Below are 24,282 nucleotides of genomic sequence, written 5' to 3' on the forward strand. Positions count from 1 at the left end.
CTAACACATATTTATGGAAAAGAATTTAAAAAATGAGCAGCTTCCTGAAGGGAAGGGCTTGATATATAACATGGTGGGTTGGCTAGGCCAAAATAGAACCACTGTTTACATTTTTACTTTTATCATTTTTGCTGCGGGATTTTTAATTTATAAACGATTGCCAAAAGAGCAATTTCCCGACATTGTTGTTCCTCAAATGGTGATTCAAACCGTTTATGCAGGAGCTACTCCAGCAGATATTGAGAATGTGATTGCAAAACCCATTGAAAAACAACTCAAAGCGGTTACAGGTGTAAAGCGTATTAAATCCAATGCATTGCAAGATATTTCTGTAATCATTGTTGAATTTAACACCGATGTTACTGTACCCATAGCAAAACAACGAGTTCAGGATGCTGTGGACAAATCGATTACAGATTTGCCAAAAGATTTGACTCGTCAGCCTTCCGTAGCAGAGGTTAATTTCTCTGAGTTTCCAATTATGAATATCAATATTGCTGGGGATTATCCTTTGGATAAATTGAAGAAATATGCGGAGGATTTGCAAGATGAAATCGAGGGAATGCCTGAAATAAACCGCGTGGATATCATTGGAGCATTGAAACGTGAAATTCAAATTAACTTGGATTTGGCGAAAATGCAGAGTTACGGAATTACGTTTTACGACATTCAAAGTGTAGTTCAAGGAGAAAACGTGAATGTTTCAGGAGGTGATTTAAGTGTAGGAGGAGTTCGCAGATCTTTGCGTGTAGCTGGTGAGTTTAAAACCGTCGCTCAAATTGGTGAAATCATCATTCGTTCAAGTACAGGTGCCGTGGTTCGTTTGAAAGATATTGCGGAAGTAAAGGACGGATATGAAGAAAAACAGGATTTTGCTCGTTTGAATAATAAGTCGGTTATCACACTTAACGTCATCAAACGCGGTGGTGCGAATTTAATTGAAGCAGCAGATCGAATTGAGAAGACGATTGAAGAATATCGTGAGTCTAGATTTCCCGCAGGTTTAGTGGTATCAATTACTGCTGATCAATCGGAACGTACCCGTGGCGATTTAGCAGATTTGATCAATACCGTTATTTTGGGATTTATTTTCGTAGTAATTGTATTGATGTTTTTTATGGGGGTTAGAGATGCGGTGTTTGTGGGACTTTCAGTTCCGCTGTCGGCTTTATTGACCTTCTTATTTATGCCAGGATTAGACTTTACTTTGAATACTATTGTCTTGTTTGGTTTTTTATTAGGTTTGGGAATCGTGGTAGATGATGCCATTGTGGTTATTGAAAATTCACATCGTTTGTTCAATAATTTCAAGAAATTAAGCATTGTGGAATCGGTGAAATTAGCTGCATCTGAAGTGTTTGTTCCTGTATTATCGGGTACTTTAACTACGATTTCTCCCTTTTTGCCTTTGTTGTTTTGGCCAGGTATTGTAGGAGAATTTATGAAGTATTTGCCAATGACCTTGATCATTACCCTGTTTGCTTCGCTTTTTGTGGCTTATGTAATGAATCCAGTTTTTGCGATGACATTCATGAAAAGACATGATGAAGAGCAAAATGATGTCAAAAACCCAACTTTCGCTGATATTCGTAAAACGGTGTTTATCTTATTAAGTCTAAGTGTTTTTGGGTATGTGATTGGATTTGGATTTGGACATTTTGGATTTGGTAATTTCTTTGTTTTTTCTTTGATCCTTTACGTATTCAACCATTTTGTGATTACTCCTAAATGGATTATTCCTTTTCAAGATCGCACATTGCCTGCATTTAAGAATTCTTATCGCCGTTTGGTTTCTTGGATCATTGTTGGGAAACGACCTATTTATACGGTTTTGGCTTCATTTGTGTTGTTGATTTTTACTTTTATCCTATTAGGTATCGCTAAGCCAAAAGTGATTTTCTTCCCATCTGGAGATCCTGATTATATTTATTTGTATGCCAAAATGCCAATCGGGACTGATGCAGTTGTTACGGATTCCATGACGAAGCAAATTGAAAAACGTGTATTTAGTTTTATCAAGCAAGAAAATGCAGGTAAAATTGTTAATTCCGTGATTTCCAATGTAGGTAAAAATGCAGGAGACCCAATGAATCCTGATCGAGGTGCAACTCCACATAAGAGTAAGGTAACCATCGCTTTTGAAAAACTGCAATTAAGAGATGGTGTCTCTACAGAAGAGCTTTTAGTGAAACTTCAACAGTCATTTGCCAAAACTCCAATTCCAGGAGTAGAAATGTCGATAGAAAGAGAGCGTAATGGTCCTCCAACTGGAAAACCCGTTACAATCGAAATTTCTGGAGATGATTTTGGTGTGCTTTTAGATTTGGAAAAGAAAGTGAAAAAATCCATTTCTGTCTCTGGTATTCAAGGAATTCAAGAATTGAAATCAGATTTAGTAACCAATAAACCTGAAATTTTAATCGATGTAAATCGCGAAAAGGCAAGTAGGGAAGGTATTTCTTCTGCACAAGTTGCCATGGCGATTCGTACAGGATTATTTGGTACAGAAATATCCAAATTTCGCGATGTGAAAGATGAATATCCTATTCAGTTGCGTTTGAAGGGTGATTCACGAAATCAAATTGAAAAATTATTATCGATGAATATTACTTATCGCGACATGAATTCAGGTGGAGCCTTGCGCCAAGTGCCTTTGAATGCTGTAGCTGATATTCGTTATGCTTCTTCCTTCAGTCAAATCAACCGCAAAAATCAAGAGAGGGTAGTAACCTTGTCTTCTGATGTGGTACAAGGATACAATGCCAATGAAATTGTAGCGGATTTAACTAGTTTGTTTGAAACGTTGGATTTGCCACAAGGATATCGTATTAAAATGGGAGGGGAGCAAGAGGATCAACAGGAATCGATGGATTTCTTGGGATTAGCCTTTTTGGCCGCTTTGATTTTGATTTATTTGATTTTAGCTACACAGTTTAATTCAGCCGTTAAGCCCATCATTATTTTTGCAACCATTTTGTTGTCTTTGATTGGAGTATTCTTAGGCTTTTTAGCCTTTGGAATGACATTTTCTGTGATCATGTCCGGCGTTGGAATTATTGCTTTGGCTGGAATAGTAGTGAAAAACGGAATTTTGTTAATTGAATTTATTGAAGAATTGCGTTTCAAACGTGGTTATGATTTAAAAGAGGCGATAATCGAAGGAGGAGGAATTCGTTTGACTCCGGTGTTATTAACAGCTTCAGCAGCGGTATTGGGATTAATTCCATTAGCGGTGGGTCTTAGTATCGACTTTGGTGCGATGTTTACTGAGTTGAATCCACATATTTTCTTCGGCTCTGAATCAGCAGTATTCTGGGGAATTTTGGCTTGGACAATCATTTTCGGATTGACATTTTCAACCGTTTTGACATTGGTGATTGTACCTTGTATGTACTATATTTCTGAGAGAATTAAGGAGAAATATGGTAGGAAAAAGATTGTGGAATAATTCGGAATCAGAACATAAAAAAAGCCTTCGTAATTTACGAAGGCTTTTTTTGTGGAATTAATTTTTCGCGATAACGTCTCTTTTTGTTTCAGTCTTGATGCTGAAAGATTTTTTGTTAACTACGTTTTTTTGAACATCTAGTACTTCAATGGAATAAGATCCATCCAATAAATTGCCCATGTAAAATACCTTTTTCGATTTTAAGGGTTCTTGGATTAATAGATTTTTGTCTTCGTCGTATATGTTTACGGTTAAACCTTTCGAGATAAACTCTGGGCTTATTAAAAATTTCAAATTTCCTTGTGATTCAATTTTTACACTTGTGGGATTTTCAGCTGCATAACTTGACATACTGATCGACATACCAGCAACCATCATAATGGCCACCATTGAACTTTTTGTGATGAACTTTTTCATAAAAGTATTATTTAAATTGTACTACTTAGGGGATTTAATTTTTAAATCTTGAGTCAAATCTAGTCCTTTAATATAAAGCACAAATTAAATCCGTGTAAAATTTAAATTTTCCAAGAAAGTTCTTCTTAAAAAAATTATATTTCTTGGAATAGTGATAGAAGATACGTATGAGGTAAGAGGTAAGAGGTAAGAGGACGGCTTCGAGAACCTCAGCCATCGTTTCTCTTTTGACTCTACACTTGTCTCTTTTCACTCTTATCTTTTACCTATTACCTCTTACCTTTTACCTATTACCTCTTACCTCTTACCTTTTACCTCTTACCTCTTACCTCTTACCTCAATAAATATTGCTTAAATCCTTCAAAATCAGTGCCCAAGGGTATTGCTACTTTTTCTTTGGATAATAAATCAGATAAACGAGTTGGGATGGCTACTTTTTGGCCTAAGGTAGATTCAACCGTAGGTAAAAATTTCGCGTAATGCGCTGTTGATAAAATGATTCCTGTAATTTCTTCTGGGTACTCAGCACGGTATTGTGCTAATCCATCGTATGCTACGGCCGTATGTGGACACATAATATAATCATCCGATTGAAATACGGATGCCATGGTTTTTTCTGTCGTTGAATCTGTTGTAAAATAACCTTTTACAATTGATTTTACTTTCTCCCAATCGCCGCCTGCCAATAATTTCATACGAATAAAATTGGATGGGCTACCTACATCCATGGCATTGGATATTGTTTCAATACTTGGTTTTGGAGAATAATTTCCTGTTGAAAGGTATTCAGGAACAATTTTATTGACATTCGTCGCTGCTACAAATGCTTTAACAGGTAAACCCATTTGATAAGCAATTAAACCTGCGCTTAGATTGCCAAAATTGCCACTTGGAACACAAAATACCAATGGAGCAGTTAGGCCTTGGCGTTTGGCTTGGGCATAAGCTGCAAAATAGTAAAATGACTGCGGAATCAGTCGGGAAATATTGATTGAGTTGGCTGATGCCAAATTGTATTTTTCTCTTAATTCAGTGTCTAGAAATGCTTGCTTAACCAATCGCTGGCAATCATCAAATGTACCATCAATTTCCAAAGCGGTCACATTAGCGCCCAAAGTAGTTAATTGCTTTTCTTGAATATCAGAAACTTTCCCTTTGGGATATAAAATAGTTACTGAAATACCTGGTGTTTGATAGAATCCTTGAGCAACTGCACCACCTGTATCTCCAGAAGTAGCCACTAATATGCGAATTTCACGTTGGGATTTTTGCAAATAATGCGACATAATCGCTGCCATGAATCGCGCACCAAAATCTTTAAATGCCATCGAAGGACCATGAAACAATTCTAAAACATGTACTTTTTCATTGATTTTTACCAACGGAGCTTCAAATGTCATTGAGCTATTAACAATTCCTTCAATTTCTTCCAAACTTAAATCATCGCCCAAAAGGTTTTGACAAACAGCTATGGCAATTTCCTGAAAGCTTTTGTTTTCAATCGTGTCAAAAAATGAGGCAGGCAATTTTTTGATTTCAGTCGGCATATACAACCCATTATCTGGAGGTAAACCACGAAAAATAGCTTCCTCTAAATTGACATTTGGACTTTTATGTTCGGTGCTGTAAAGAATCATAGACGGAAACCTTCCGAAGAAGATCGAGTTAAATGCTGTATTATACTGAATTGGAGGCAAATTTATGAATTTAGGCTTGTAAAGGCAAATGGAAAGAATTTTGATCAAAAAATTGTATATTTCTTAGAAATTAACCGTCTATTTGCCAAAAATTTGTATTTTTGCGCTTTATATTATTGTAAATCAGTACTTTTTATTTATTTCCAAAGAAAAAAATTAATTATGTCAAGTTTATCCAACCAAAAAGGAGTTTTGCATGGTGATGCTGTTCAAGAATTATTTGAAATCGCTAAGAAAAACCAATTTGCTCTACCTGCTGTTAATGTGACAGGTACAAATACAGTGAATGCTGTGTTAGAAGCTGCAAAAGCTGTTAATTCGCCAGTTATCATTCAATTCTCTAATGGAGGTGGAGTTTTTTACGCTGGAAAGACATTATCAAACGAAAATCAAGCTGCAGCTATCGCTGGTTCAATTTCTGGAGCACATCACGTTCACCAACTGGCTAAGGCTTACGGTGTTCAAGTGGTTTTGCATACTGATCACTGCGCGAAGAAATTATTACCTTGGATCGATGGTTTATTGGATGCGGGTGAAAAATTCTTTGCAGAAACAGGTCAACCTTTGTTCTCGTCTCACATGATCGATTTGTCTGAAGAGCCTTTGGAAGAAAACTTAGAAATCTGTGCAAAATATTTAGAGCGTATGTCTAAAATGGGCATGACTTTAGAAATCGAATTAGGAGTTACTGGTGGTGAAGAAGATGGTGTAGATAACTCAGACGTTGATTCATCTAAATTGTACACTCAACCAGAAGAAGTTGCTTATGCGTATGAAGTATTAAGCAAAATTTCTCACCGTTTTACGATTGCTGCGGCATTCGGAAATGTTCACGGTGTTTACAAGCCTGGTAACGTGAAATTACAACCCGTAATTTTGAAAAACTCTCAAGAGTTTATTCGTAATAAATATAGCTTAACTGCAGAAAAGCCAATCAACTTTGTATTCCATGGTGGTTCAGGTTCTTCTCGTGAAGAAATTCGTGAGGCATTGTCTTATGGAGCTATCAAAATGAATATCGATACAGATACCCAATGGGCTTTCTGGGAAGGTATTTTAGATTTCTACAAAACAAATGAGGCTTATTTACAAGGACAAATCGGAAACCCAACTGGTGACGATGCTCCTAACAAAAAATATTATGACCCACGCGTTTGGTTACGTAAAGGTGAAGAAGCTTTAGTTAGTCGTTTGAAAGTTGCTTTCGAAGATTTGAACGCAAACAATGCTAATCAATATTTATAATTAGTTTCTTTTGATTCTAATAAAGAGGATAGGCTTAGCTTATCCTCTTTTTTTTGTTAAAATCTTTGGAACAAAAAAAAGAGTTATTCTGTTTTATTTCTTTAACAATTCATCAAAATGAAAACTGAATTACATCCTGCAAATTCCCGTGGTACAGCTGATTATGGTTGGTTGAAAGCCACTTATAGTTTTAGTTTTTCCAATTATTATAATCCAGCAAGAATTCATTTTGGAGCATTGCGTGTTCTAAATGATGATTATATTGAAGGTGGAATGGGTTTTGGAAAACACCCGCATGATAACATGGAAATTGTTACCATTCCATTGAAAGGTGCAGTAGCACATGAAGATTCAACAGGGATGAAAGGCATTGTTCAAGCAGGTGATGTGCAAATCATGTCGGCAGGTTCTGGTATTTTCCACTCTGAAAAAAATGCTAGCCATACAGAAGCTTTACAGCTTTTTCAAGTTTGGATTATGCCAAAGTTGAAAGACATCCAACCGCGTTATGATCAGAAATCCTATTTACCTAGCGATTTTACAAATCAATGGAAAACTATTGTTTCTCCACTTGGAACGGATATAGATTCTTTACAAGTTAACCAAGATACTTATTTTAACATAACACACTTAGATAGCGATAAAAGTTTGAGCTATGATTTACATGGTGAAAAACAAGGTGTGTTCATGATGGTTATTGAGGGAGAAATCACAGTTGCAGATCAAAAATTGGGCAGAAGAGATGCTATCGGTATTTCCGAAACTGGCTCAATCAGTATTCAAGCGAATGAAGATTCTCAGGTTTTGTTGATTGAAGTGCCTATGGTTTGGTAGTCAAAAGATATATAAGGAAGCTTGGAAAGCCATTTAAATGTTTTTCCAAGCTTCCCATAAGTCATCAATATGTTCTAAACCGACAGATAGGCGTAAAAGATTTCCGGGTGTTTTAGAATGAGGCCCTTCAATGGATTTCCTGTGTTCTACCAAACTTTCAACACCTCCTAAACTAGTAGCTTGTTTAAAAATGCCCAATTTTGAAGCTAATAATTGAGTTTCAGCTTCTGTCATTTTCATTTGAACAGCGATCATTCCACTTTGGCCCAAAGGCATTTGCTTGATGGCTAAGGCATATTGTGGATTAGATGGTAAACCTGGATAATGAACAGCTTCTACTTTAGGATGATTTTCTAATCTTTTAGCTAGTTCCAATGCATTTTCAGCATGCTGTTTCATTCGTACGTTCAAAGTCTTTAATCCTCTAGAAAGTAAGTAGCAATCCATTGGGTTCGGAGTGGAGCCCATTAAAATTTGTACTCTTCTCATTCTTGCAGACCATTCATCTTCTTTTTTGTATACAATGGCTCCGCCCAACACATCCGAATGCCCTCCTATGTATTTAGTTGTGGCATGCATGACAAAATCGGCACCCATGGCGATGGGATTTTGGAAAATAGGAGAGGCCAAGGTATTATCCACGGCTACTTTGATTCCTTTTGAATGCGCCAATTGACAAACCGCTTCGATATCGGTCAAAGTCAATTGCGGATTGGCTGGTGATTCCAACCAGATTAATTTCGTATTATTTTGAATGCCTGCTTCAATGGCGGCTAAATCGCACATATTAGTTTGAGATACTTCTAAACCCCAAGGACCAAGGATTTCTTCGGCTAATTTGTAACTAGCATAATAACCCACTTCCGGCATTAATATATGGTCTCCGCTTGATAAACATTGAAAAACAGCATTCACCGCAGCCAAACCTGAACTAAAAGCCAAGCTACCTTCTCCTCCTTCTAATACAGCTAAACCTTTTTCTAAGCTATCTCTATTGGGATTTGAGTTTCGAGAATACATGTGTCCCAAAGGGTAAGTCCCATCCTCACTTCTTTCAAAGGTAGTACTAAGGAAAATCGGACTCGCAATGGATGCGGCAGTTTTATCTTCCAAATTAGTTGAATGGATGGCTAAAGTTTCCTTTCTCATAAAAGGTTATTCTCTAAGTTTAAAATTCTTTCCTAAATATAAACGTCGAACTTGTTCGTCATCAGCAAGGTCTTTGGGTGTTCCTGCTTTTAATATTTTTCCTTCAAAAAGTAAATAAGCCCTATCGCAAATGGATAAGGTTTCATCCACATTATGATCTGTGATTAATATACCAATATTACGGTATTTTAATTTTGCAACGATGGATTGTATTTCTTCTACGGCAATCGGATCTACCCCCGCAAATGGCTCATCTAATAAGATGAATTTAGGGTCCACCGCTAATGCCCTAGCAATTTCAGTTCTACGTCTTTCCCCTCCTGAAAGGACTTGGCCAAGACTTTTACGAACATGGGTCAAAGAAAATTCTTCTAATAAGCTTTCTGTTTTCGCCAATTGGTCTGCCCTAGACATTTCGGTTAATTCCAAAACCGCTAATATATTTTCCTCTACTGTCAAAGTTCTGAAAACAGATGCTTCTTGAGCTAAATAACCTACGCCTAGCCTTGCTCTTTTATACATTGGTAGGCTTGTTACATCTAAATCATCCAAAAACACTTTGCCTTCATTGGGTTTTACTAAACCCGTAGCAATGTAAAAGGAGGTCGTTTTACCAGCACCATTAGGCCCCAATAAGCCAACAATTTCACCTTGAGCTACTTGGTAGCTAATGTGATCATTAACGAGTCTTGGTCCGTATTTTTTAACTAAATTCTCTGTACGTAAAATCATAGCAGGCAAAAATAAAGAATTTAAGCGAACTATATGATTCCTTTAGTGATTTTAAATAAGGTGACAAAAACATTATCAACTTGTCGATAATCTTGTGAACGCATTATTTGTTTCAAATTGGATATCGTATTTTTGTTCAAAATCTCAAATACATGTTAATTCCCAAAAAGAACTGGTCTTTCATTCCTGAAGCGAACCCCAAAGAAGTGGAGTCACTCGCTGAGCAATTAAAGACGATGAAAAATCCATATTTTTTACAATTGTTAGTTTCAAGGGGGATAAAAACATTTGAAGAAGCGAGGGCCTTTATGGTTCCAGACTTCAATCAGTTGCATGATCCATTTTTGATGAAAGACATGGATAAGGCAGTTGAAAGATTAAGTAGGGCGTTGGAAGATGGGGAAAAAATCTTGATTTATGGAGATTATGATGTAGACGGAACAACATCCGTGGCCTTGATGTATAGTTATTTAACAGAAATGTTAGGGGCGGATTGTGACTATTATATACCAGATAGATATACGGAAGGATATGGGGTGTCACAAGCAGGTGTGCAATATGCCTTGGATAATGATTATAGTTTGATTATTTCTTTGGATTGCGGAGTAAAAGCGCATGCCAAAGTGGATTGGTGCAATGAACATGGAATTGATTTTATTATCTGCGACCACCATTTGCCTGATTCGAGTTTGCCGGAAGCTTATGCGGTTTTAGATCCCAAACGAGCTGATTGTCCATATCCATTTAAAGAATTGACTGGATGTGGGGTCGGATTTAAGTTAATTTGTGCCTTGGCTCAATCGCACGATTTAGATTTTGAGCCCATTTGGGATAAATTGGACTTATTGGCTTGCAGCATTGCAGCGGATATGGTTCCAATCACTGGAGAGAATCGAACACTTGCTTATTTTGGTTTGAAAAAGTTGGGGGAAGATCCTGCACCTGGCTTAGGTTATTTGCTACAAAAAGCGGGGAAAAAGGCGCCCATTCAAATTACGGATGTGGTGTTTTCTATTTCCCCTATCATTAATGCAGCGGGAAGGATGGAGCATGCGCACGGTGCAGTAAAATTACTGTTGAGTTCCGATTTTGAGGAGGCAAGAATGATGGCTGAAGCAGTTATCCAGCAAAATATAGAAAGGAAAGCGGTGGAGAAGGAGATTGTGGGGCAGGCCTTGGAGATGTTTGAAACCAATACTTTTTTAAAAACGGCGAAAAGCTCAGTCTTGTTTTATCCAGCGTGGCATAAAGGAGTGGTAGGAATTGTAGCCAGTAAAATTCAGGAGCAATTTTATCGACCTACAATTATATTAACTGAGTCGAATGGGCAGGTAGTTGGGTCTGCAAGGTCAGTCAAAGGTTTTGATATTCATCATGCCTTGGAGCAGTGCGTTGATTTGCTGGAACAGTTTGGTGGGCATACGCATGCGGCTGGTTTGCATTTAAAGCATGAAAATTTGCCAGCGTTTATCGAGCGGTTTGAATCCTTGGTGGTCGAAGGTTTGGGTTCTCAAGTGAATCGTGCGGAATTAAAAGTAGATTTAGTTTTGCCACTATCGGCATTGACTTTATCTTTTTATGATAATTTATTGGTTCGATTGTCGCCATATGGCCCGGGTAATATGTTGCCTTATTTTGTTAGTTCTCAAGTATTTGTCAGAGATCGTCCTCAAATTATGAAAGAAGATCATTTAAAGCTTTGGCTAAGTGATTCTCAAGCAGGAGCAACGGTGGAGGCCGTGGCTTTTGGGATGCGGAAAGATTTTTATGAGGGATTATTGCAGGCTTATGAGCAATATAAGCCTATTCAGGTATTATTTCATTTGGATGTAAATGAGTTCAGGGGTAATCGAACCTTGCAGTTACGGGTATTGGATTTTAAGGATTCTGAGTAGCAAATCGCTGATTTATAATTCATTTCAAAAAATATTTTTAATTCATCTATTGTATTTTTAATTTATCTTCTTACCTTTGCACTCCCGTTAGACAAACGCAGTTTTTCATTCAGAAAGAGGTTGGCAGAACTTCTCGAATAAGATTAAAGAACAAAACAATGCGTGTTTAGAGGTTTTAAATTAAGGTAAGCTTAATTTTTGTGTCAGAACTGGTATTGGTTAATGAGTGTTGAATGCCCAGCCCATTGATTTAGTATTAAGCTACACAAGGTGTCTTTCGCTGTTATCCACAGCGCTCTCATCTTGTCAGCTTTACGCCAATCTGCCTTTTATTGATTCCTATATCATTGTTAAATGATTTTGAATAGAAGTCTTACAACAAGCCACGGTAGCCTTGTAAGCATAATTTTTTAAACAAAAATATTTTATGTCTGGAATTATTGGTAAAAAAATCGGAATGACCAGCCTATACATGGAAGACGGTAGATCCGTTGCATGTACGCTGATTGAGGCCGGCCCTTGTGTAGTAACGCAAGTGAAAACCGTAGAATCGGATGGCTATACAGCTGTTCAAATCGGATACGGTGAGAAAAAAGAAAAGCACACAACAAAATCATTGTTGGGACATTTCAAGAAAGCAAATACAACTCCAAAGAAGAAATTGGTTGAGTTTCGTACATTCGAGCAACCATTGAATTTAGGGGATGTTCTTACAGTAGAGATGTTAGAAGTTGGAACGTTCATTGATGCGGTTGGAACTTCTAAAGGAAAAGGTTTTCAAGGGGTAGTGAAGCGTCACGGATTTGCTGGAGTTGGTGGTCAAACACACGGTCAGCACAATAGAGGTCGTCACCCAGGTTCTATTGGAGCTTGTTCATTCCCATCTCGTGTATTCAAAGGTTTGCGTATGGCAGGTCGTACAGGAGGTAATCGTGTTAAGGTTCAAAACCTTGAAGTTTTGAAGGTATATCCAGAGAAGAACTTGTTGGTTGTTTCAGGATCAGTTCCAGGAGCAAAGAACTCTTACATAATTATTGAAAATTAAAATTCATGAAAGGCTGAGCCTTTCTCTATAGACATTCTGAAGTATGGAATTATCAGTATATAACATAGCAGGAAAAGATACCGGAAAGAAAGTAACACTTTCAGATGAGATCTTTGGAATCGTTCCTAACGAGCATGTGGTTTACTTAGATGTGAAGCAATATTTAGCTAACCAACGTCAAGGAACACACAAGGCGAAGGAGCGTGCTGAGGTAGCTCGTTCAACGCGTAAGTTGAAGAAACAAAAAGGTACGGGTGGTGCTCGTGCGGGTTCAATGAAGTCTCCATTATTCAAAGGTGGTGGACGTATTTTTGGACCTCGTCCACGTGATTATCACTTCAAATTGAATAAGAAAGTTAAATCTTTGGCACGTCAATCAGCATTAGCTGCGAAGGCTCAAAGTGGAGATATTGCGATTTTAGAATCTGTGTCATTTGATGCACCAAAGACTAAAGCGTATTTAACTATGTTGAAGGCGTTTTCATTGGATAACACAAAGACATTGTTGATTACTCCAGATGTTGACAAAAACGTAGTATTATCAGGACGTAATATTCCAAAGGCTAAAGTATCTACTGCAGCTGACGTAAATACTTACGATTTGGTAAATGCTTCTAAGTTGTTGATCACAGCGGAGGCTATTCAAAAAATTGAGTCATCTTTTAGTAAATAATTTTCAGAACGGAGTTCTGTTATAAACGAAATATCAATGGGCATTATTAAACGTCCGGCCTTGACTGAAAAGTCGCAAGCCATGCAAGAAAAAGGCAAGTATGTGTTCGTAGTTGAGTTGACTGCTAACAAGATTGAGATTGCCAAAGAAGTGAAAAAAATGTACGGAGTAGAAGTAACAGCTGTTACGACTATGCGTCAAATTGGAAAGAAGAAATCCAAAAGTACTCGTACTAAAATAACTTCAGGTCGTACATCAACTTACAAAAAGGCGATTGTTACGGTAGCAGCGGGAGAAGTGATTGACTTCTACCAAGGAATTTAATTAAATTAATTAAGGGGGTTCATCCCGATAAATTGAACTAAATAAATGGCAGCAATTAAAAAATTAAAACCAACTACCCCAGGCCAACGTCAGCGCATCGCGCCAACGTTTGAGGAGATAACTACGGACAAACCGTATAAGCCCTTATTGGAGCCTATTAAGCGTACAGGAGGTAGAAATGCTGATGGTCGTCGCTCGATGCGATACATTGGTGGTGGACACAAGCGTCGTTACCGTGTGATTGATTTTACACGTTCTAAGTTTGATGTACCAGCTACAGTATTAACTGTGGAGTATGATCCAAATCGTACATCTCGTATTGCATTGATTGAATATGCAGATGGCGAAAAATCTTATATTCTTGCACCGCAAGGAATTCAGGTTGGACAAACAGTTATTTCAGGAACTTCAGTGGCACCAGAAATTGGTAATACGATTCCATTGTCTAACATACCATTAGGTACAATTGTTCACGCAATTGAGTTACAACCAGGTAAGGGAGCTGAGATGGCTCGTTCAGCTGGAACGTATGCTCAATTATTAGCACGTGATGGAAAATATGCAACGTTAAAGTTGCCTTCAGGTGAGATGCGTATGGTTTTGGCACGTTGTTTAGCAACGGTTGGAACTGTATCTAATGCAGATCACATGAACGTGAATTTGGGTAAAGCGGGTCGTCACCGTTGGTTAGGTCGTCGTCCTCGTGTTCGTGGTGTTGTTATGAACCCAGTTGATCACCCTATGGGTGGTGGTGAGGGTCGTTCATCAGGAGGTCACCCTCGTTCTCGTACCGGTTTATTGGCTAAGGGTAAGAAAACTCGTAATCCAAAGAAACACACTAATCGTCTTATCATCAGTAGAAGAAAAAAATAGTAGATGGCACGTTCACTAAAAAAAGGTCCTTACATTGATTACCGCCTTGATAACAAGGTTCAAACAATGAATGATGCTGGCAAGAAGTCGGTTATCAAAACTTGGTCTAGACGTTCAATGATTTCTCCAGATTTCGTTGGTCACACGTTCGCAGTACATAATGGAAATAAATTTATTCCTGTATATGTTACTGAAAACATGGTAGGTCACAAATTAGGAGAGTTTTCGCCGACACGTAATTTCCGTGGTCACATTGCGAAAAAAGACAAAGGTAAAAAGTAAAGATAATGGCCTACGGGTCAGCGTAATCAGATATTCAAATGGAAGCAGTAGCTAAATTAAGAAATGTTCCTACCTCGCCTCAGAAGATGCGAATAGTAGCGGATATGGTACGTGGACAAAAAGTATCCAAAGCATTGGGTATTTTGAAGTTTGAGCCAAAGGTAGGGGCGAAGTCGATTGAGAAATTATTACTCTCAGCGGTTTCTAACTGGCAAAATAAGCACGAGGGTGCAAGTATCGAAGAGGCTGATTTGTTCATCAAGACGATTTTCGTTGACGGTGGATCTTCAATCAAGCGCTTACGTCCAGCACCTCAAGGTAGAGGACATCGCATTTTGAAGCGTTCAAATCACATCACTTTAGTAGTAGCTTCTTCGGCAGCTCCTGCTTTAGAAGAAACAAGTTCAGCAGAATAATTAACTATTAGATAAAATAAGAAATGGGACAAAAAATTAACCCCGTTGGATTAAGATTAGGTATCGTAAGAGGTTGGGATTCTAACTGGTACGGTGGTAAGACTTTCGCGGATAAGTTGGTAGAAGACGAAAAGATCAGAAAGTATGTAGCTGCTCGTATTCCTAAAGGATCTATCTCTAAAGTTATTATTGAGCGTACTCTTAAGCGCATAACTTTAACGATCAATACAGCTCGTGCAGGTGTAGTTATCGGTAAGCAAGGTGCTGAGGTAGATAAATTGAAAGAGGAATTAAAAGCGATCACTGGCAAAGATGTTCAAATTAACATTTTTGAAATTAAGCGTCCTGAGATTGATGCTAAATTAATCGGTGAGGCGATTGCTCAACAATTACAAGCTCGTATCTCTTTCCGTCGTGCAATGAAACAAGCTATTGCTTCTGCAATGCGTGTAGGTGCTCAAGGAATCAAATTAAAATTATCAGGTCGTTTAGGAGGTGCTGAAATGGCACGTTCTGAAGGATACAAAGAAGGTCGTATACCTTTGCATACATTACGTGCAGATGTTGATTACGCAATCTCTGAAGCTTTAACAGTATATGGTAAAATCGGTATCAAGGTATGGGTTTTCCGTGGAGAAGTTTTTGGAAAGCGTGATTTGTCTCCGAATGCTAACATGGGTTTACAGTCAACTTCAGCTGATACTCGTTCGGGAGATCGTGGAGGCCGTGGTGGACGTGATGATGACCGTCGTGGTGGCCGCTCTCGTGGTGGTGATCAAGGTGGAGATCGTAACAAAGCAGGTGCTGCAGGCGGTGCTCGTGGAGGAAGAGGAGGAAAGCGTTAATTCGCTATTAATTAATTGTAAAAGACATTAGACTTATAATAAGATGTTACAACCTAAAAGAACCAAGTTTCGTAAGCAACAGAAAGGTCGCGTTAGGGGTCTTGCAACCCGTGGTCACGAAATTGATTTTGGATCATTCGCTATTAAATCTTTGGAGCCAGGTCGTATAACTGCTCGTCAAATAGAAGCAGCTCGTATTTCTGTGACTCGTGCGATGAAACGTGAAGGTCAAGTTTGGATTCGTGTTTTTCCTGACAAACCTATTACAAAGAAACCTGCAGAGGTTCGTATGGGTAAGGGTAAGGGAGCTCCAGAATATTGGGTAGCCAATGTTCGCCCAGGTACTATTTTGTTCGAATCATCAGGTGTACCTTTAGCTATTGCTCAAGAGGCATTACGTTTAGCGGCACAAAAATTGCCTATGCGTACAAAGTTTGTTGTACGTAGAGATTATACAGAATAGTTGTAAACCTTTGTTTATAACTTAACAAATAGCATTGTTATGAAAAACGCAGAAATAAATAAATTAGGAGTAGAAGAATTAGCGAAGCAAATCGCCGCTGAAAAGGAAACACTTGATCGTTTGAATTTGGCTCACGCCATTTCACCTATTGAGAATCCGATGAGAATTCGTCAAACTCGTAGATTGATTGCTCGTTTAGAGACAGCTTTAACGGCACAATCAAAAGCTTAATTAATTATTAATTTTTAATAGACCATTTCAAATTAGCTAATGGTCAATTGTTTAACAAGTCCAACCATGGAAAGAAATCTAAGAAAAGTAAGGATTGGGAAGGTGGTTAGTGATAAGATGGATAAGTCTATCACATTAACTGTGGATCGTAAAGTGAAACACCCCTTGTACGGAAAGTTCGTACAGAAGACTACCAAATTGATGGCTCACGATGAAAAGAATGAGTGCGGAATAGGTGATACAGTGAAAGTGATGGAAACCCGTCCTCTTTCTAAAAATAAGCGTTGGAGATTAGTAGAAATTATCGCAAAAGCGAAATAATCTACCTCTTGTTATTCAAATATTTAAATTTTAAAGATCAAAGATAATGTTACAGCAAGAATCAAGATTGGGTGTAGCGGATAATTCTGGAGCAAAAGAAGTTTTAGTCATTCGTGTTTTAGGCGGTACTGGAAAAAGATATGCTTCTGTAGGAGACAAAATAGTAGTTTCTGTTAAATCGGCGCTTTCATCTTCTAGTATGAAGAAGGGTACAGTTTCAAGAGCAGTAGTTGTTCGTACTAAAAAAGAAATTCGTCGTAAAGATGGAACATATATTCGTTTCGAAGACAATGCTGCGGTATTGTTAAACGCAAATGATGAGCCAAGAGGAACTCGTATTTTTGGACCCGTTGCACGTGAATTACGTGAGGCAGGCTTTATGAAAATTGTTTCTTTAGCCCCTGAAGTTTTATAATAAGCTGAGAATCAAACATATTGGAATTCCAATAGAAAGAATCAAACAATGGAAAAGAATACAAGTAAGCAAACTAAATTGCACATTAAAAAAGGTGATACTGTTATGGTGATTGCTGGAAATGCGAAAGGCAAATCTGGTGTTATCAAAGAAGTTATTGTTGAGAAATCTCGTGCAATCGTAGAAGGAGCTAATTTGCAAACTAAGCACGTTAAGCCTTCTGCAAGTAATCCTCAAGGTGGAATTGAGAAACGTGAAGGATCTATTCATATCTCCAACTTAATGGTAGTAGAAAATGGAAAGCCTGTTCGTACTGGACGTAAGTTGAACGAGAAAGGTAAACTTCAACGTTATTCAAAAGTTACCGGAAAATTTATTTCATAAATTGAACTTAACGCGTGGGTCGGAAATCCACAAAATATAAAAATGGCAGTACCTAGATTAAAAGAACGTTTTGTTAAGGAGGTTGTACCAAGCTTGAAAGAAAAGTTTCAGTACAAGTCCGTAATGCAAGTACCTAAGATTACTAAAATCGTAATCAATAAAGGGGTTGGAGCAGCAGTATCTGATAAAAAATTAGTAGATGTGGCTGTAGAAGAAATTACGCAAATTGCTGGTCAAAAAGCAGTTGCTACCATTTCAAAGAAAGCTATCTCTAACTTTAAATTACGTGAAAATATGCCAATTGGTGTGAAAGTAACTTTAAGAGGAGATCGTATGTATGAGTTTTTAGATCGTTTAACTACGGTTTCTTTGGCTCGTGTTCGTGACTTTAAAGGTATCTCTGAAAAAGGATTTGATGGCCGTGGTAACTATACTTTAGGTATTAAAGAGCAAATCATTTTCCCTGAGATTTCAATTGATAAAGTATCTAAGATTTCAGGTATGGACATTACTTTTGTAACTACAGCATCTACGGATGAAGAGGCTTATGCTTTGTTAGCTGCAGTTGGAATGCCTTTTTCAAATATCAAAAAATAATTAGCCAACAGGCTGTTTACAACATTTAAATTTTTTACAATATGGCTAAAGAGTCAGTAAAAGCAAGAGAAAGAAAACGCGAAGCTGCTGTTGCGAAGTATGCAGCTAAAAGAGCGATTTTAAAAGCAGCCGGCGATTATGCTGGTTTAGATAAGCTTCCTAAGAATGCTTCTCCAGTACGTTTACACAACCGTTGTAAATTAACAGGTCGTCCTCGTGGATATATGCGTAAATTCGGCATCAGCCGTGTTACTTTCCGTGAAATGGCTTCGAACGGTTTGATTCCAGGTGTGACTAAATCAAGCTGGTAATAAAAATTTGATTAATTAAATTCATTTTTGTAATTTTGCAGGCCCAATTAAAAGCTTGCGGCAAATTTAAAGACAATGACAGATCCTATAGCAGATTATTTAACCCGATTGAGAAATGCGCTGAAAGCGCGCCATAGGGTAGTTGAAATCCCTGCTTCTAATATTAAAAAGGAGATTACTAAGGTTCTTTTTGATAAAGGTTATATTTCTAATTATAAGTTTGACGATTCTTCTGTACAAGGAACAATCAAGATAGCTTTGAAATATAATGCAGTTACTAAGCAACCTGCAATTGTAAACTTAACCCGTATTTCTAAACCTGGTTTACGTAAATACAACGGTGCAGAGGAATTACCTCGTGTATTGAATGGTTTAGGTATTGCAATTTTATCTACTTCTAAGGGAGTTATTACAGATAAAGAAGCTCGTACTTTACACGTAGGTGGTGAGGTATTGTGCTACGTATATTAATAAATGTTTCACGCTGAAAGGAGTTTAGGCTCGTAATTTAAGCTATAAATTAAAGTAAATGTCTAGAATAGGAAATAAGATTATCACTTTACCTGCTGGTGTTTCAGTAGAAGTTAATGCTGGTAATTTAGTAACTGTAAAAGGACCTAAAGGTACTTTATCTCAACAAATCGATATTGATATCGAAGTTGTGATTGAAGATAATGTATTAACTGTTAAGCGTCCAACAGAGCAAAAACGTCACAAAGCAATGCACGGTTTATATCGTTCATTGATCAACAACATGGTTGTTGGTGTTAGTGAAGGTTTTAAGAAAGATTTAGAAATTATCGGGGTTGGTTACAAAGCAGCTAATCAAGGTAATATTTTAGAATTAAGCTTAGGATTTTCTCACGCTATTTTCATGTCTGTTCCTGCTGAAATTAAGGTAGTAACGGCGATGGAAAAAGGTAAGAATCCAATGGTTATTTTAGAAGGAATCGACAAACAGTTGATCGGTCAAGTGGCAGCTAAAATCAAATCATTACGTCCAGTTGAACCATACAAAGGTAAAGGTGTTCGTTTTGTGGGTGAGCAAGTTCGTCGTAAGGCTGGTAAAGCTGGTGGTAAGAAATAAATTTTAAATGTGGGCCGGAAATCCACAAAAACAAGTTAATAACAATGGCAACAAGAAAAGATTTACGTAGAACCCGCATTAAACGTGCGATTCGTGCGAAAATAGCAGGAACAGCTGAACGTCCTCGTTTGACTGTTTATCGTTCAAACAGTGCAATGTATGCACAGATTGTGGATGACTTATCTGGAAAGACTTTATTTTCAGCGACTTCATTTGTTAATGGAAAAGTTAACAATAATGTAGAAGCATCTAAGAAAGTAGGTTTAGCGATTGCTGACAAGGCAAAAGCTGCAGGAATTACGAAAGTAGTATTCGATCGTAACGGTTATTTATATCACGGAAGAATTAAATCATTAGCTGAAGGCGCTCGCGAGGGTGGCTTACAATTTTAATAAGATATGTCGCATTTACAAGCAAAACCAATTAAGGTTAACGAGGGAGAATTGAAGGAGAAAGTGGTAGCTATCAATCGTGTTGCCAAAGTGGTAAAAGGTGGTCGCCGTTTTAGTTTCTCTGCTATCGTAGTGGTAGGAGATGGAAAAGGAATCGTAGGATTCGGTTTAGGAAAAGCTAATGAGGTTACGGATGCTATTACTAAAGGTATCGAAGACGCTAAGAAAAATTTATTCCAAATTCCTTTATTGAAGAACACTGTTCCTCATGAGCAATTAGGAAAATTCTCTGGCGGTTTCGTTTTAATCAAACCAGCTGCTCCAGGTACAGGATTGATCGCCGGTGGTGCGATGCGTGCTGTCTTAGAATCAGCAGGTGTGCATGATGTCTTAGCTAAGTCTAAGGGATCTTCTAACCCACACAACGTGGTAAAAGCTACTATCGATGCTTTGGTTAAGATGAGAGCTCCACACAGTGTTGCATTCCAACGCGGAATTTCAGTAGCGAAAGTATTTAATGGATAATCCGAGCGCCTCGTGCCTCTAAAATAGAACATACAATGTCTAAAGTTAAAATTACACAGGTTAAAAGTGCAATTAAGCGTCCAGAAGTACAAAAGCGTACTATTCAAGCGCTAGGATTAGGTAAAATCCGTAAAAGTGTTGAGGTTGAATTAAATCCTGCTATCGCTGGAATGATTCGTGCAGTCAATCACTTAATTGTAGTTGAAAATATTTAATTAATTTGCGAGTTGTCTCTTTGAGACAGCGCTAAGCCCCAAGAATATGAAATTATCTTCTTTAAAGCCTGCAGAAGGCTCGGTAAAAACTAGAAAAAGAGTTGGTCGTGGTCAAGGATCTGGATTAGGTGGTACTTCCGCTCGTGGTCATAAAGGTGCTCAATCACGTTCAGGTTATTCACGTAAGCGTGGTTTTGAAGGTGGTCAAATGCCTTTGCAACGTCGTGTTCCTAAATTTGGTTTCAAAAATATCAATCGCGTAGAATTCAAAGCGATTAATCTAGATACTTTACAAGCATTAGCTGAATCTACTGGTTCAAAGGTGATTAACTTTGAAGTATTGTATACTAATGGTTTAGTTTCTAAATCTGATTTAGTTAAAATCTTAAGTCGTGGAGCTATAAGTTCAGCGATTGAAGTACACGCCAAAGGTTTCTCTTCAGCTGCTAAAGCTGCAATTGAAGCTGCGGGTGGTCAAGCTATTGTAGATTAATAACCGAAAGCCAAAAGATGAATAAGTTAATCACAACTTTTAAGCATATCTTTTCGATCGAAGAATTAAGAGGACGTATTTTTAATACGCTCCTTTTTATTGCCTTCTTTCGTTTAGGTTCTTATGTAGTATTACCTGGTGTAGATGCTACTAAATTGACTCAAGTAGGTGATGGTGGTTTGTTAGGTTTGTTGAATATGTTTTCAGGAGGTGCTTTGAGTAATGCTTCGGTGTTTGCTCTAGGTATTATGCCTTACATTTCAGCTTCTATCGCTATCCAATTATTGACTATCGCTTTGCCTTATTTTCAAAAAATGCAAAAGGATGGTGAGTCAGGACGTAAAAAATTGAATCAAATCACTCGTATCTTAACGATTTTTGTTACTGCTGCACAAGGTTTCACTTATTTACAAGTAACTATTCCTGCAGAAGCAATTTTGGTTGATCCTTGGTTTTTCCGTTTATATGGTGTTGCTATCTTAGTAGGTGGTACAATGTTATGTATGTGGTTAGGTGAAAAGATTACTGACAAAGGTATCGGTAATGGTATTTCTATGTTAATTATGATTGGTATCGTTTCTCGTTTCCCATCAGCTTTGATTCAAGAAGGTAGTTCACGTGGAATGTCAGGAGCTTTATTATTCATCATTGAGGTGATTGCTTTGTTCTTTGTTGTCATGGGAGCTGTGATGGTTACCCAAGCTGTTCGTCGTATTCCTGTTCAATATGCTAAGCAAGTTGTAGGAAGTAAAATGGCAGTTGGTGGAGAGCGTCAATACATACCTTTGAAGTTGAATGCTTCAGGTGTTATGCCAATTATTTTTGCACAAGCCTTGATGTTTATTCCAGGTTTGGTTGCTCAATCTTTTGCTGAAAAAAGTGAATTTGCACAATCTGTTGCTCAATCATTTGGCGATTTTACTACATGGCAGTACAATGTGTTATTTGCTTTCTTAATTATCGTTTTTACTTTCTTTTATACAGCAATTTCAATCAATCCAACTCAAATATCTGATGATATGAAGCGTGGAGGTGGTTTCGTGCCAGGTGTTAAACCAGGTGAGGAGACTTCTGGATTTATTGCTAGTGTATTAGATCGTATTACTTTACCAGGAGCATTAATGCTTTCTGTGATTGCTATTCTTCCCGCTATTGCCAATTTATTTGGTATCACTCGTGGATTTGCTTCTTTCTTCGGAGGAACATCTTTATTGATTTTAGTTGGGGTAGTATTAGATACATTGCAACAAATAGAAAGTTATTTGTTGATGCGTAAATATGAAGGATTAATGCAGTCGGGTCGAGTGAAAGGTCGCTCGGAGCTTATTGCACGATAATATGATTTATCTTAAAACACCTGAAGAGTTAGCCATTATTAAAGAGAATGGTGATATTTTAGGTAGATGTCATGCAGAAGTAGCCAAGGCCATTAAACCGGGTGTTACTACGCTTGAACTAGATAAAATTGCGTATGAGTTTATTAGCGATAATCATGCTCATCCTTCGTTTTTAAATTACCAAGTAGGGAATAAAAAGTATGCTTATTCTCTTTGTATTTCAGTGAATGATGTAGTTGTTCATGGTTTACCGGGTAGTTTAGTATTGAAAGAAGGAGATACCATTGCGATAGACGCAGGTGTTTATAAAAAAGGTTTTCATGCCGATAGTGCATATACGTATGCGATTGGAGATGTTGATCAAAGCGTAAAAGATTTATTACAAAGGACGAAAGAGTCCTTGTATTTGGGTGTTAAACAGGCTCATTTTGGTAAAAGAATTGGAGATGTTGGTTCTGCTGTTCAAACTTATGCTGAATCTTTTGGATACGGTGTAGTGAGAGAATTGGTAGGACACGGTGTCGGTAAGAATTTACACGAAAGTCCTGAGGTACCTAATTATGGAAGGAGAGGAGATGGTCCGAAATTGAAAGAAGGGATGGTTATAGCCATTGAGCCGATGATCAATTTAGGAGTTCGTCAGATTACTGTAGATAAAGATGGTTGGACAATCCGTACAAAGGATAAGAAAACTTCTGCTCATTTTGAGCACACTGTTGCAGTAGGGAAAGATGAGGCTCAAATTTTGACAACCTTTTCTTACATAGAAGAAGTGATTAAAACCTCAACAATATTGTTGAACATTTAAATAAAATTATGGCTAAACAGTCCTCGATAGAAGTAGACGGAATTATTTTGGAAGCTCTTTCGAACGCAATGTTTCGTGTAGAATTAGAGAATACGCATCAAGTTATTGCGCATATTTCAGGTAAGATGCGTATGAATTACATTAAAATTTTGCCTGGTGATAAAGTGAAATTAGAAATGTCTCCTTATGATTTAAGTAAGGCGAGAATTGTTTATCGATATAAATAAGGTTTGATTTATAAATAAAGTAAATATGAAAGTTAAAGCATCAATCAAAAAGCGAAGTGCAGAATGCAAAGTTATTCGTCGTCACGGAAAGCTTTATGTTATCAACAAGAAGAATCCAAAGTTCAAACAAAGACAAGGATAATTCTGATTTAAAATAATTAATAACAACAATTAATTACCTATATGGCTCGTATTGCAGGGGTTGATATTCCCGACAAAAAAAGAGGAGAAATTGCATTGACTTATATTTTTGGTATAGGTCGTAGCACTGCTCAAAAGATTTTAACCAAGGCTTCTATTTCTTTTGATAAGAAAGCTGGTGAATGGAATGATACGGAGGCTAGCGCTATCCGTGCGATCATTGCTGCTGAATTCAAAACAGAAGGTCAGCTTAAATCAGAGGTACAGTTGAACATCAAGCGTTTGATGGACATTGGTTGCTACCGTGGTTTACGCCATCGTAAGGGTTTACCTGTACGTGGTCAACGCACTAAGAACAATTCTCGTACGAGAAAAGGTCGTAGAAAAACAGTTGCTAACAAGAAAAAAGTAACTAAATAATAATACGGGTTAAGGCCCAAATAATAGTTTTATTTATCTA

33 protein-coding genes are annotated in these 24,282 nt (G+C 37.6%); 29 read left to right on the top strand and 4 right to left on the bottom strand.

What is annotated here, in order from left to right; translation table 11 throughout:
• The first annotated feature begins 70 nt into the window (after positions 1-70).
• The gene (locus V7S79_RS05585) at positions 71-3,448 is read left to right on the top strand and encodes an efflux RND transporter permease subunit (RefSeq protein WP_459489882.1); all 3,378 of its coding nucleotides are present in this window, start codon (positions 71-73) and stop codon (positions 3,446-3,448) included.
• A gap of 57 nt (positions 3,449-3,505) precedes the next feature.
• On the opposite strand, the gene V7S79_RS05590 is transcribed toward V7S79_RS05585, so the two are convergent.
• Together V7S79_RS05590 and thrC are read right to left on the bottom strand one after the other, a co-directional pair.
• Entirely contained in the window at positions 3,506-3,865 is a 360-nt protein-coding gene (locus V7S79_RS05590) for a hypothetical protein (RefSeq protein ID WP_459489576.1), read from the bottom strand.
• A gap of 332 nt (positions 3,866-4,197) precedes the next feature.
• On the bottom strand, positions 4,198-5,502 hold the full coding sequence (gene thrC, locus V7S79_RS05595; RefSeq protein ID WP_459489577.1) for a threonine synthase: 1,305 nt from the start codon (positions 5,500-5,502) through the stop codon (positions 4,198-4,200).
• A 222-nt stretch (positions 5,503-5,724) separates the two neighbouring features.
• Here thrC and fbaA point away from each other — a divergent pair, with 222 nt between their 5' ends.
• Both fbaA and V7S79_RS05605 read left to right on the top strand, forming a co-directional pair.
• The gene (gene fbaA, locus V7S79_RS05600; RefSeq protein WP_459489578.1) at positions 5,725-6,807 is read left to right on the top strand and encodes a class II fructose-bisphosphate aldolase; all 1,083 of its coding nucleotides are present in this window, start codon (positions 5,725-5,727) and stop codon (positions 6,805-6,807) included.
• A 117-nt stretch (positions 6,808-6,924) separates the two neighbouring features.
• Complete coding sequence (locus tag V7S79_RS05605) at positions 6,925-7,641, top strand: pirin family protein (RefSeq protein ID WP_459489579.1); 717 nt, start codon at positions 6,925-6,927, stop codon at positions 7,639-7,641.
• 33 nt (positions 7,642-7,674) lie between these two features.
• Here V7S79_RS05605 and V7S79_RS05610 read toward each other — a convergent pair whose 3' ends face one another.
• Both V7S79_RS05610 and lptB read right to left on the bottom strand, forming a co-directional pair.
• Positions 7,675-8,790 carry a trans-sulfuration enzyme family protein gene (locus V7S79_RS05610; RefSeq protein ID WP_459489580.1) on the bottom strand — a complete coding sequence of 372 codons (1,116 nt, stop codon included), beginning with the start codon at positions 8,788-8,790 and terminating at the stop codon, positions 7,675-7,677.
• A 6-nt stretch (positions 8,791-8,796) separates the two neighbouring features.
• Entirely contained in the window at positions 8,797-9,522 is a 726-nt protein-coding gene (gene lptB, locus V7S79_RS05615) for an LPS export ABC transporter ATP-binding protein (protein WP_459489581.1), read from the bottom strand.
• Positions 9,523-9,674: 152 nt separating this feature from the next.
• Here lptB and recJ point away from each other — a divergent pair, with 152 nt between their 5' ends.
• The 26 genes from recJ to rpsM all read left to right on the top strand — a co-directional run bounded on the left by recJ (position 9,675) and on the right by rpsM (position 24,242).
• Complete coding sequence (recJ, locus tag V7S79_RS05620; RefSeq protein ID WP_459489582.1) at positions 9,675-11,417, top strand: single-stranded-DNA-specific exonuclease RecJ; 1,743 nt, start codon at positions 9,675-9,677, stop codon at positions 11,415-11,417.
• Positions 11,418-11,844: 427 nt separating this feature from the next.
• Positions 11,845-12,462: a 50S ribosomal protein L3 gene (gene rplC / locus V7S79_RS05625; protein WP_459489583.1), complete on the top strand. Its 618-nt coding sequence runs from the start codon at positions 11,845-11,847 to the stop codon at positions 12,460-12,462.
• A 43-nt stretch (positions 12,463-12,505) separates the two neighbouring features.
• On the top strand, positions 12,506-13,135 hold the full coding sequence (gene rplD / locus V7S79_RS05630) for a 50S ribosomal protein L4 (protein ID WP_459489584.1): 630 nt from the start codon (positions 12,506-12,508) through the stop codon (positions 13,133-13,135).
• 36 nt (positions 13,136-13,171) lie between these two features.
• Complete coding sequence (rplW, locus tag V7S79_RS05635) at positions 13,172-13,459, top strand: 50S ribosomal protein L23 (RefSeq protein ID WP_459489585.1); 288 nt, start codon at positions 13,172-13,174, stop codon at positions 13,457-13,459.
• Positions 13,460-13,504: 45 nt separating this feature from the next.
• Entirely contained in the window at positions 13,505-14,332 is an 828-nt protein-coding gene (gene rplB, locus V7S79_RS05640) for a 50S ribosomal protein L2 (RefSeq protein WP_459489586.1), read from the top strand.
• 3 nt (positions 14,333-14,335) lie between these two features.
• Positions 14,336-14,614 (top strand): 30S ribosomal protein S19, encoded by a 279-nt coding sequence (gene rpsS, locus V7S79_RS05645; RefSeq protein WP_459489587.1) that lies wholly within the window; start codon positions 14,336-14,338, stop codon positions 14,612-14,614.
• A gap of 38 nt (positions 14,615-14,652) precedes the next feature.
• The gene (rplV, locus tag V7S79_RS05650) at positions 14,653-15,030 is read left to right on the top strand and encodes a 50S ribosomal protein L22 (RefSeq protein ID WP_459489588.1); all 378 of its coding nucleotides are present in this window, start codon (positions 14,653-14,655) and stop codon (positions 15,028-15,030) included.
• 23 nt (positions 15,031-15,053) lie between these two features.
• A complete protein-coding gene (gene rpsC, locus V7S79_RS05655; RefSeq protein WP_459489589.1) occupies positions 15,054-15,875 on the top strand; it encodes a 30S ribosomal protein S3 in 822 nt (273 codons plus the stop codon).
• 43 nt (positions 15,876-15,918) lie between these two features.
• Positions 15,919-16,338 (top strand): 50S ribosomal protein L16, encoded by a 420-nt coding sequence (gene rplP, locus V7S79_RS05660; RefSeq protein WP_459489590.1) that lies wholly within the window; start codon positions 15,919-15,921, stop codon positions 16,336-16,338.
• A gap of 39 nt (positions 16,339-16,377) precedes the next feature.
• Positions 16,378-16,569: a 50S ribosomal protein L29 gene (rpmC, locus tag V7S79_RS05665; RefSeq protein WP_459489591.1), complete on the top strand. Its 192-nt coding sequence runs from the start codon at positions 16,378-16,380 to the stop codon at positions 16,567-16,569.
• Between the two features lie 39 nt (positions 16,570-16,608).
• Positions 16,609-16,890: a 30S ribosomal protein S17 gene (gene rpsQ / locus V7S79_RS05670; RefSeq protein ID WP_459489592.1), complete on the top strand. Its 282-nt coding sequence runs from the start codon at positions 16,609-16,611 to the stop codon at positions 16,888-16,890.
• A gap of 46 nt (positions 16,891-16,936) precedes the next feature.
• On the top strand, positions 16,937-17,305 hold the full coding sequence (rplN, locus tag V7S79_RS05675) for a 50S ribosomal protein L14 (protein WP_109324411.1): 369 nt from the start codon (positions 16,937-16,939) through the stop codon (positions 17,303-17,305).
• A gap of 48 nt (positions 17,306-17,353) precedes the next feature.
• Positions 17,354-17,689 carry a 50S ribosomal protein L24 gene (gene rplX, locus V7S79_RS05680; protein ID WP_459489593.1) on the top strand — a complete coding sequence of 112 codons (336 nt, stop codon included), beginning with the start codon at positions 17,354-17,356 and terminating at the stop codon, positions 17,687-17,689.
• Positions 17,690-17,731: 42 nt separating this feature from the next.
• Entirely contained in the window at positions 17,732-18,286 is a 555-nt protein-coding gene (gene rplE / locus V7S79_RS05685) for a 50S ribosomal protein L5 (RefSeq protein WP_459489594.1), read from the top strand.
• Between the two features lie 41 nt (positions 18,287-18,327).
• Positions 18,328-18,597, top strand: a complete 270-nt coding sequence (gene rpsN / locus V7S79_RS05690) for a 30S ribosomal protein S14 (RefSeq protein ID WP_459489595.1) — start codon at positions 18,328-18,330, stop codon at positions 18,595-18,597.
• Positions 18,598-18,672: 75 nt separating this feature from the next.
• A complete protein-coding gene (gene rpsH, locus V7S79_RS05695; RefSeq protein WP_459489596.1) occupies positions 18,673-19,068 on the top strand; it encodes a 30S ribosomal protein S8 in 396 nt (131 codons plus the stop codon).
• Positions 19,069-19,126: 58 nt separating this feature from the next.
• A complete protein-coding gene (gene rplF / locus V7S79_RS05700; protein ID WP_459489597.1) occupies positions 19,127-19,684 on the top strand; it encodes a 50S ribosomal protein L6 in 558 nt (185 codons plus the stop codon).
• Between the two features lie 44 nt (positions 19,685-19,728).
• Positions 19,729-20,076 (top strand): 50S ribosomal protein L18, encoded by a 348-nt coding sequence (gene rplR / locus V7S79_RS05705; RefSeq protein WP_459489598.1) that lies wholly within the window; start codon positions 19,729-19,731, stop codon positions 20,074-20,076.
• Between the two features lie 6 nt (positions 20,077-20,082).
• A complete protein-coding gene (gene rpsE, locus V7S79_RS05710) occupies positions 20,083-20,601 on the top strand; it encodes a 30S ribosomal protein S5 (RefSeq protein ID WP_459489599.1) in 519 nt (172 codons plus the stop codon).
• A 35-nt stretch (positions 20,602-20,636) separates the two neighbouring features.
• The gene (rpmD, locus tag V7S79_RS05715) at positions 20,637-20,816 is read left to right on the top strand and encodes a 50S ribosomal protein L30 (protein ID WP_205753085.1); all 180 of its coding nucleotides are present in this window, start codon (positions 20,637-20,639) and stop codon (positions 20,814-20,816) included.
• A 46-nt stretch (positions 20,817-20,862) separates the two neighbouring features.
• Positions 20,863-21,309 carry a 50S ribosomal protein L15 gene (gene rplO, locus V7S79_RS05720; protein ID WP_459489600.1) on the top strand — a complete coding sequence of 149 codons (447 nt, stop codon included), beginning with the start codon at positions 20,863-20,865 and terminating at the stop codon, positions 21,307-21,309.
• A 17-nt stretch (positions 21,310-21,326) separates the two neighbouring features.
• Entirely contained in the window at positions 21,327-22,646 is a 1,320-nt protein-coding gene (gene secY / locus V7S79_RS05725; protein ID WP_459489601.1) for a preprotein translocase subunit SecY, read from the top strand.
• Between the two features lies 1 nt (position 22,647).
• The gene (map, locus tag V7S79_RS05730) at positions 22,648-23,454 is read left to right on the top strand and encodes a type I methionyl aminopeptidase (protein WP_459489602.1); all 807 of its coding nucleotides are present in this window, start codon (positions 22,648-22,650) and stop codon (positions 23,452-23,454) included.
• 8 nt (positions 23,455-23,462) lie between these two features.
• Entirely contained in the window at positions 23,463-23,681 is a 219-nt protein-coding gene (gene infA / locus V7S79_RS05735) for a translation initiation factor IF-1 (RefSeq protein WP_092013982.1), read from the top strand.
• 25 nt (positions 23,682-23,706) lie between these two features.
• Positions 23,707-23,823: a 50S ribosomal protein L36 gene (gene rpmJ / locus V7S79_RS05740; protein ID WP_109324399.1), complete on the top strand. Its 117-nt coding sequence runs from the start codon at positions 23,707-23,709 to the stop codon at positions 23,821-23,823.
• Positions 23,824-23,864: 41 nt separating this feature from the next.
• On the top strand, positions 23,865-24,242 hold the full coding sequence (rpsM, locus tag V7S79_RS05745; RefSeq protein WP_459489603.1) for a 30S ribosomal protein S13: 378 nt from the start codon (positions 23,865-23,867) through the stop codon (positions 24,240-24,242).
• Positions 24,243-24,282: the final 40 nt, after the last annotated feature.

It is taken from the genome of Aquirufa sp. ROCK-SH2, from assembly GCF_054558315.1.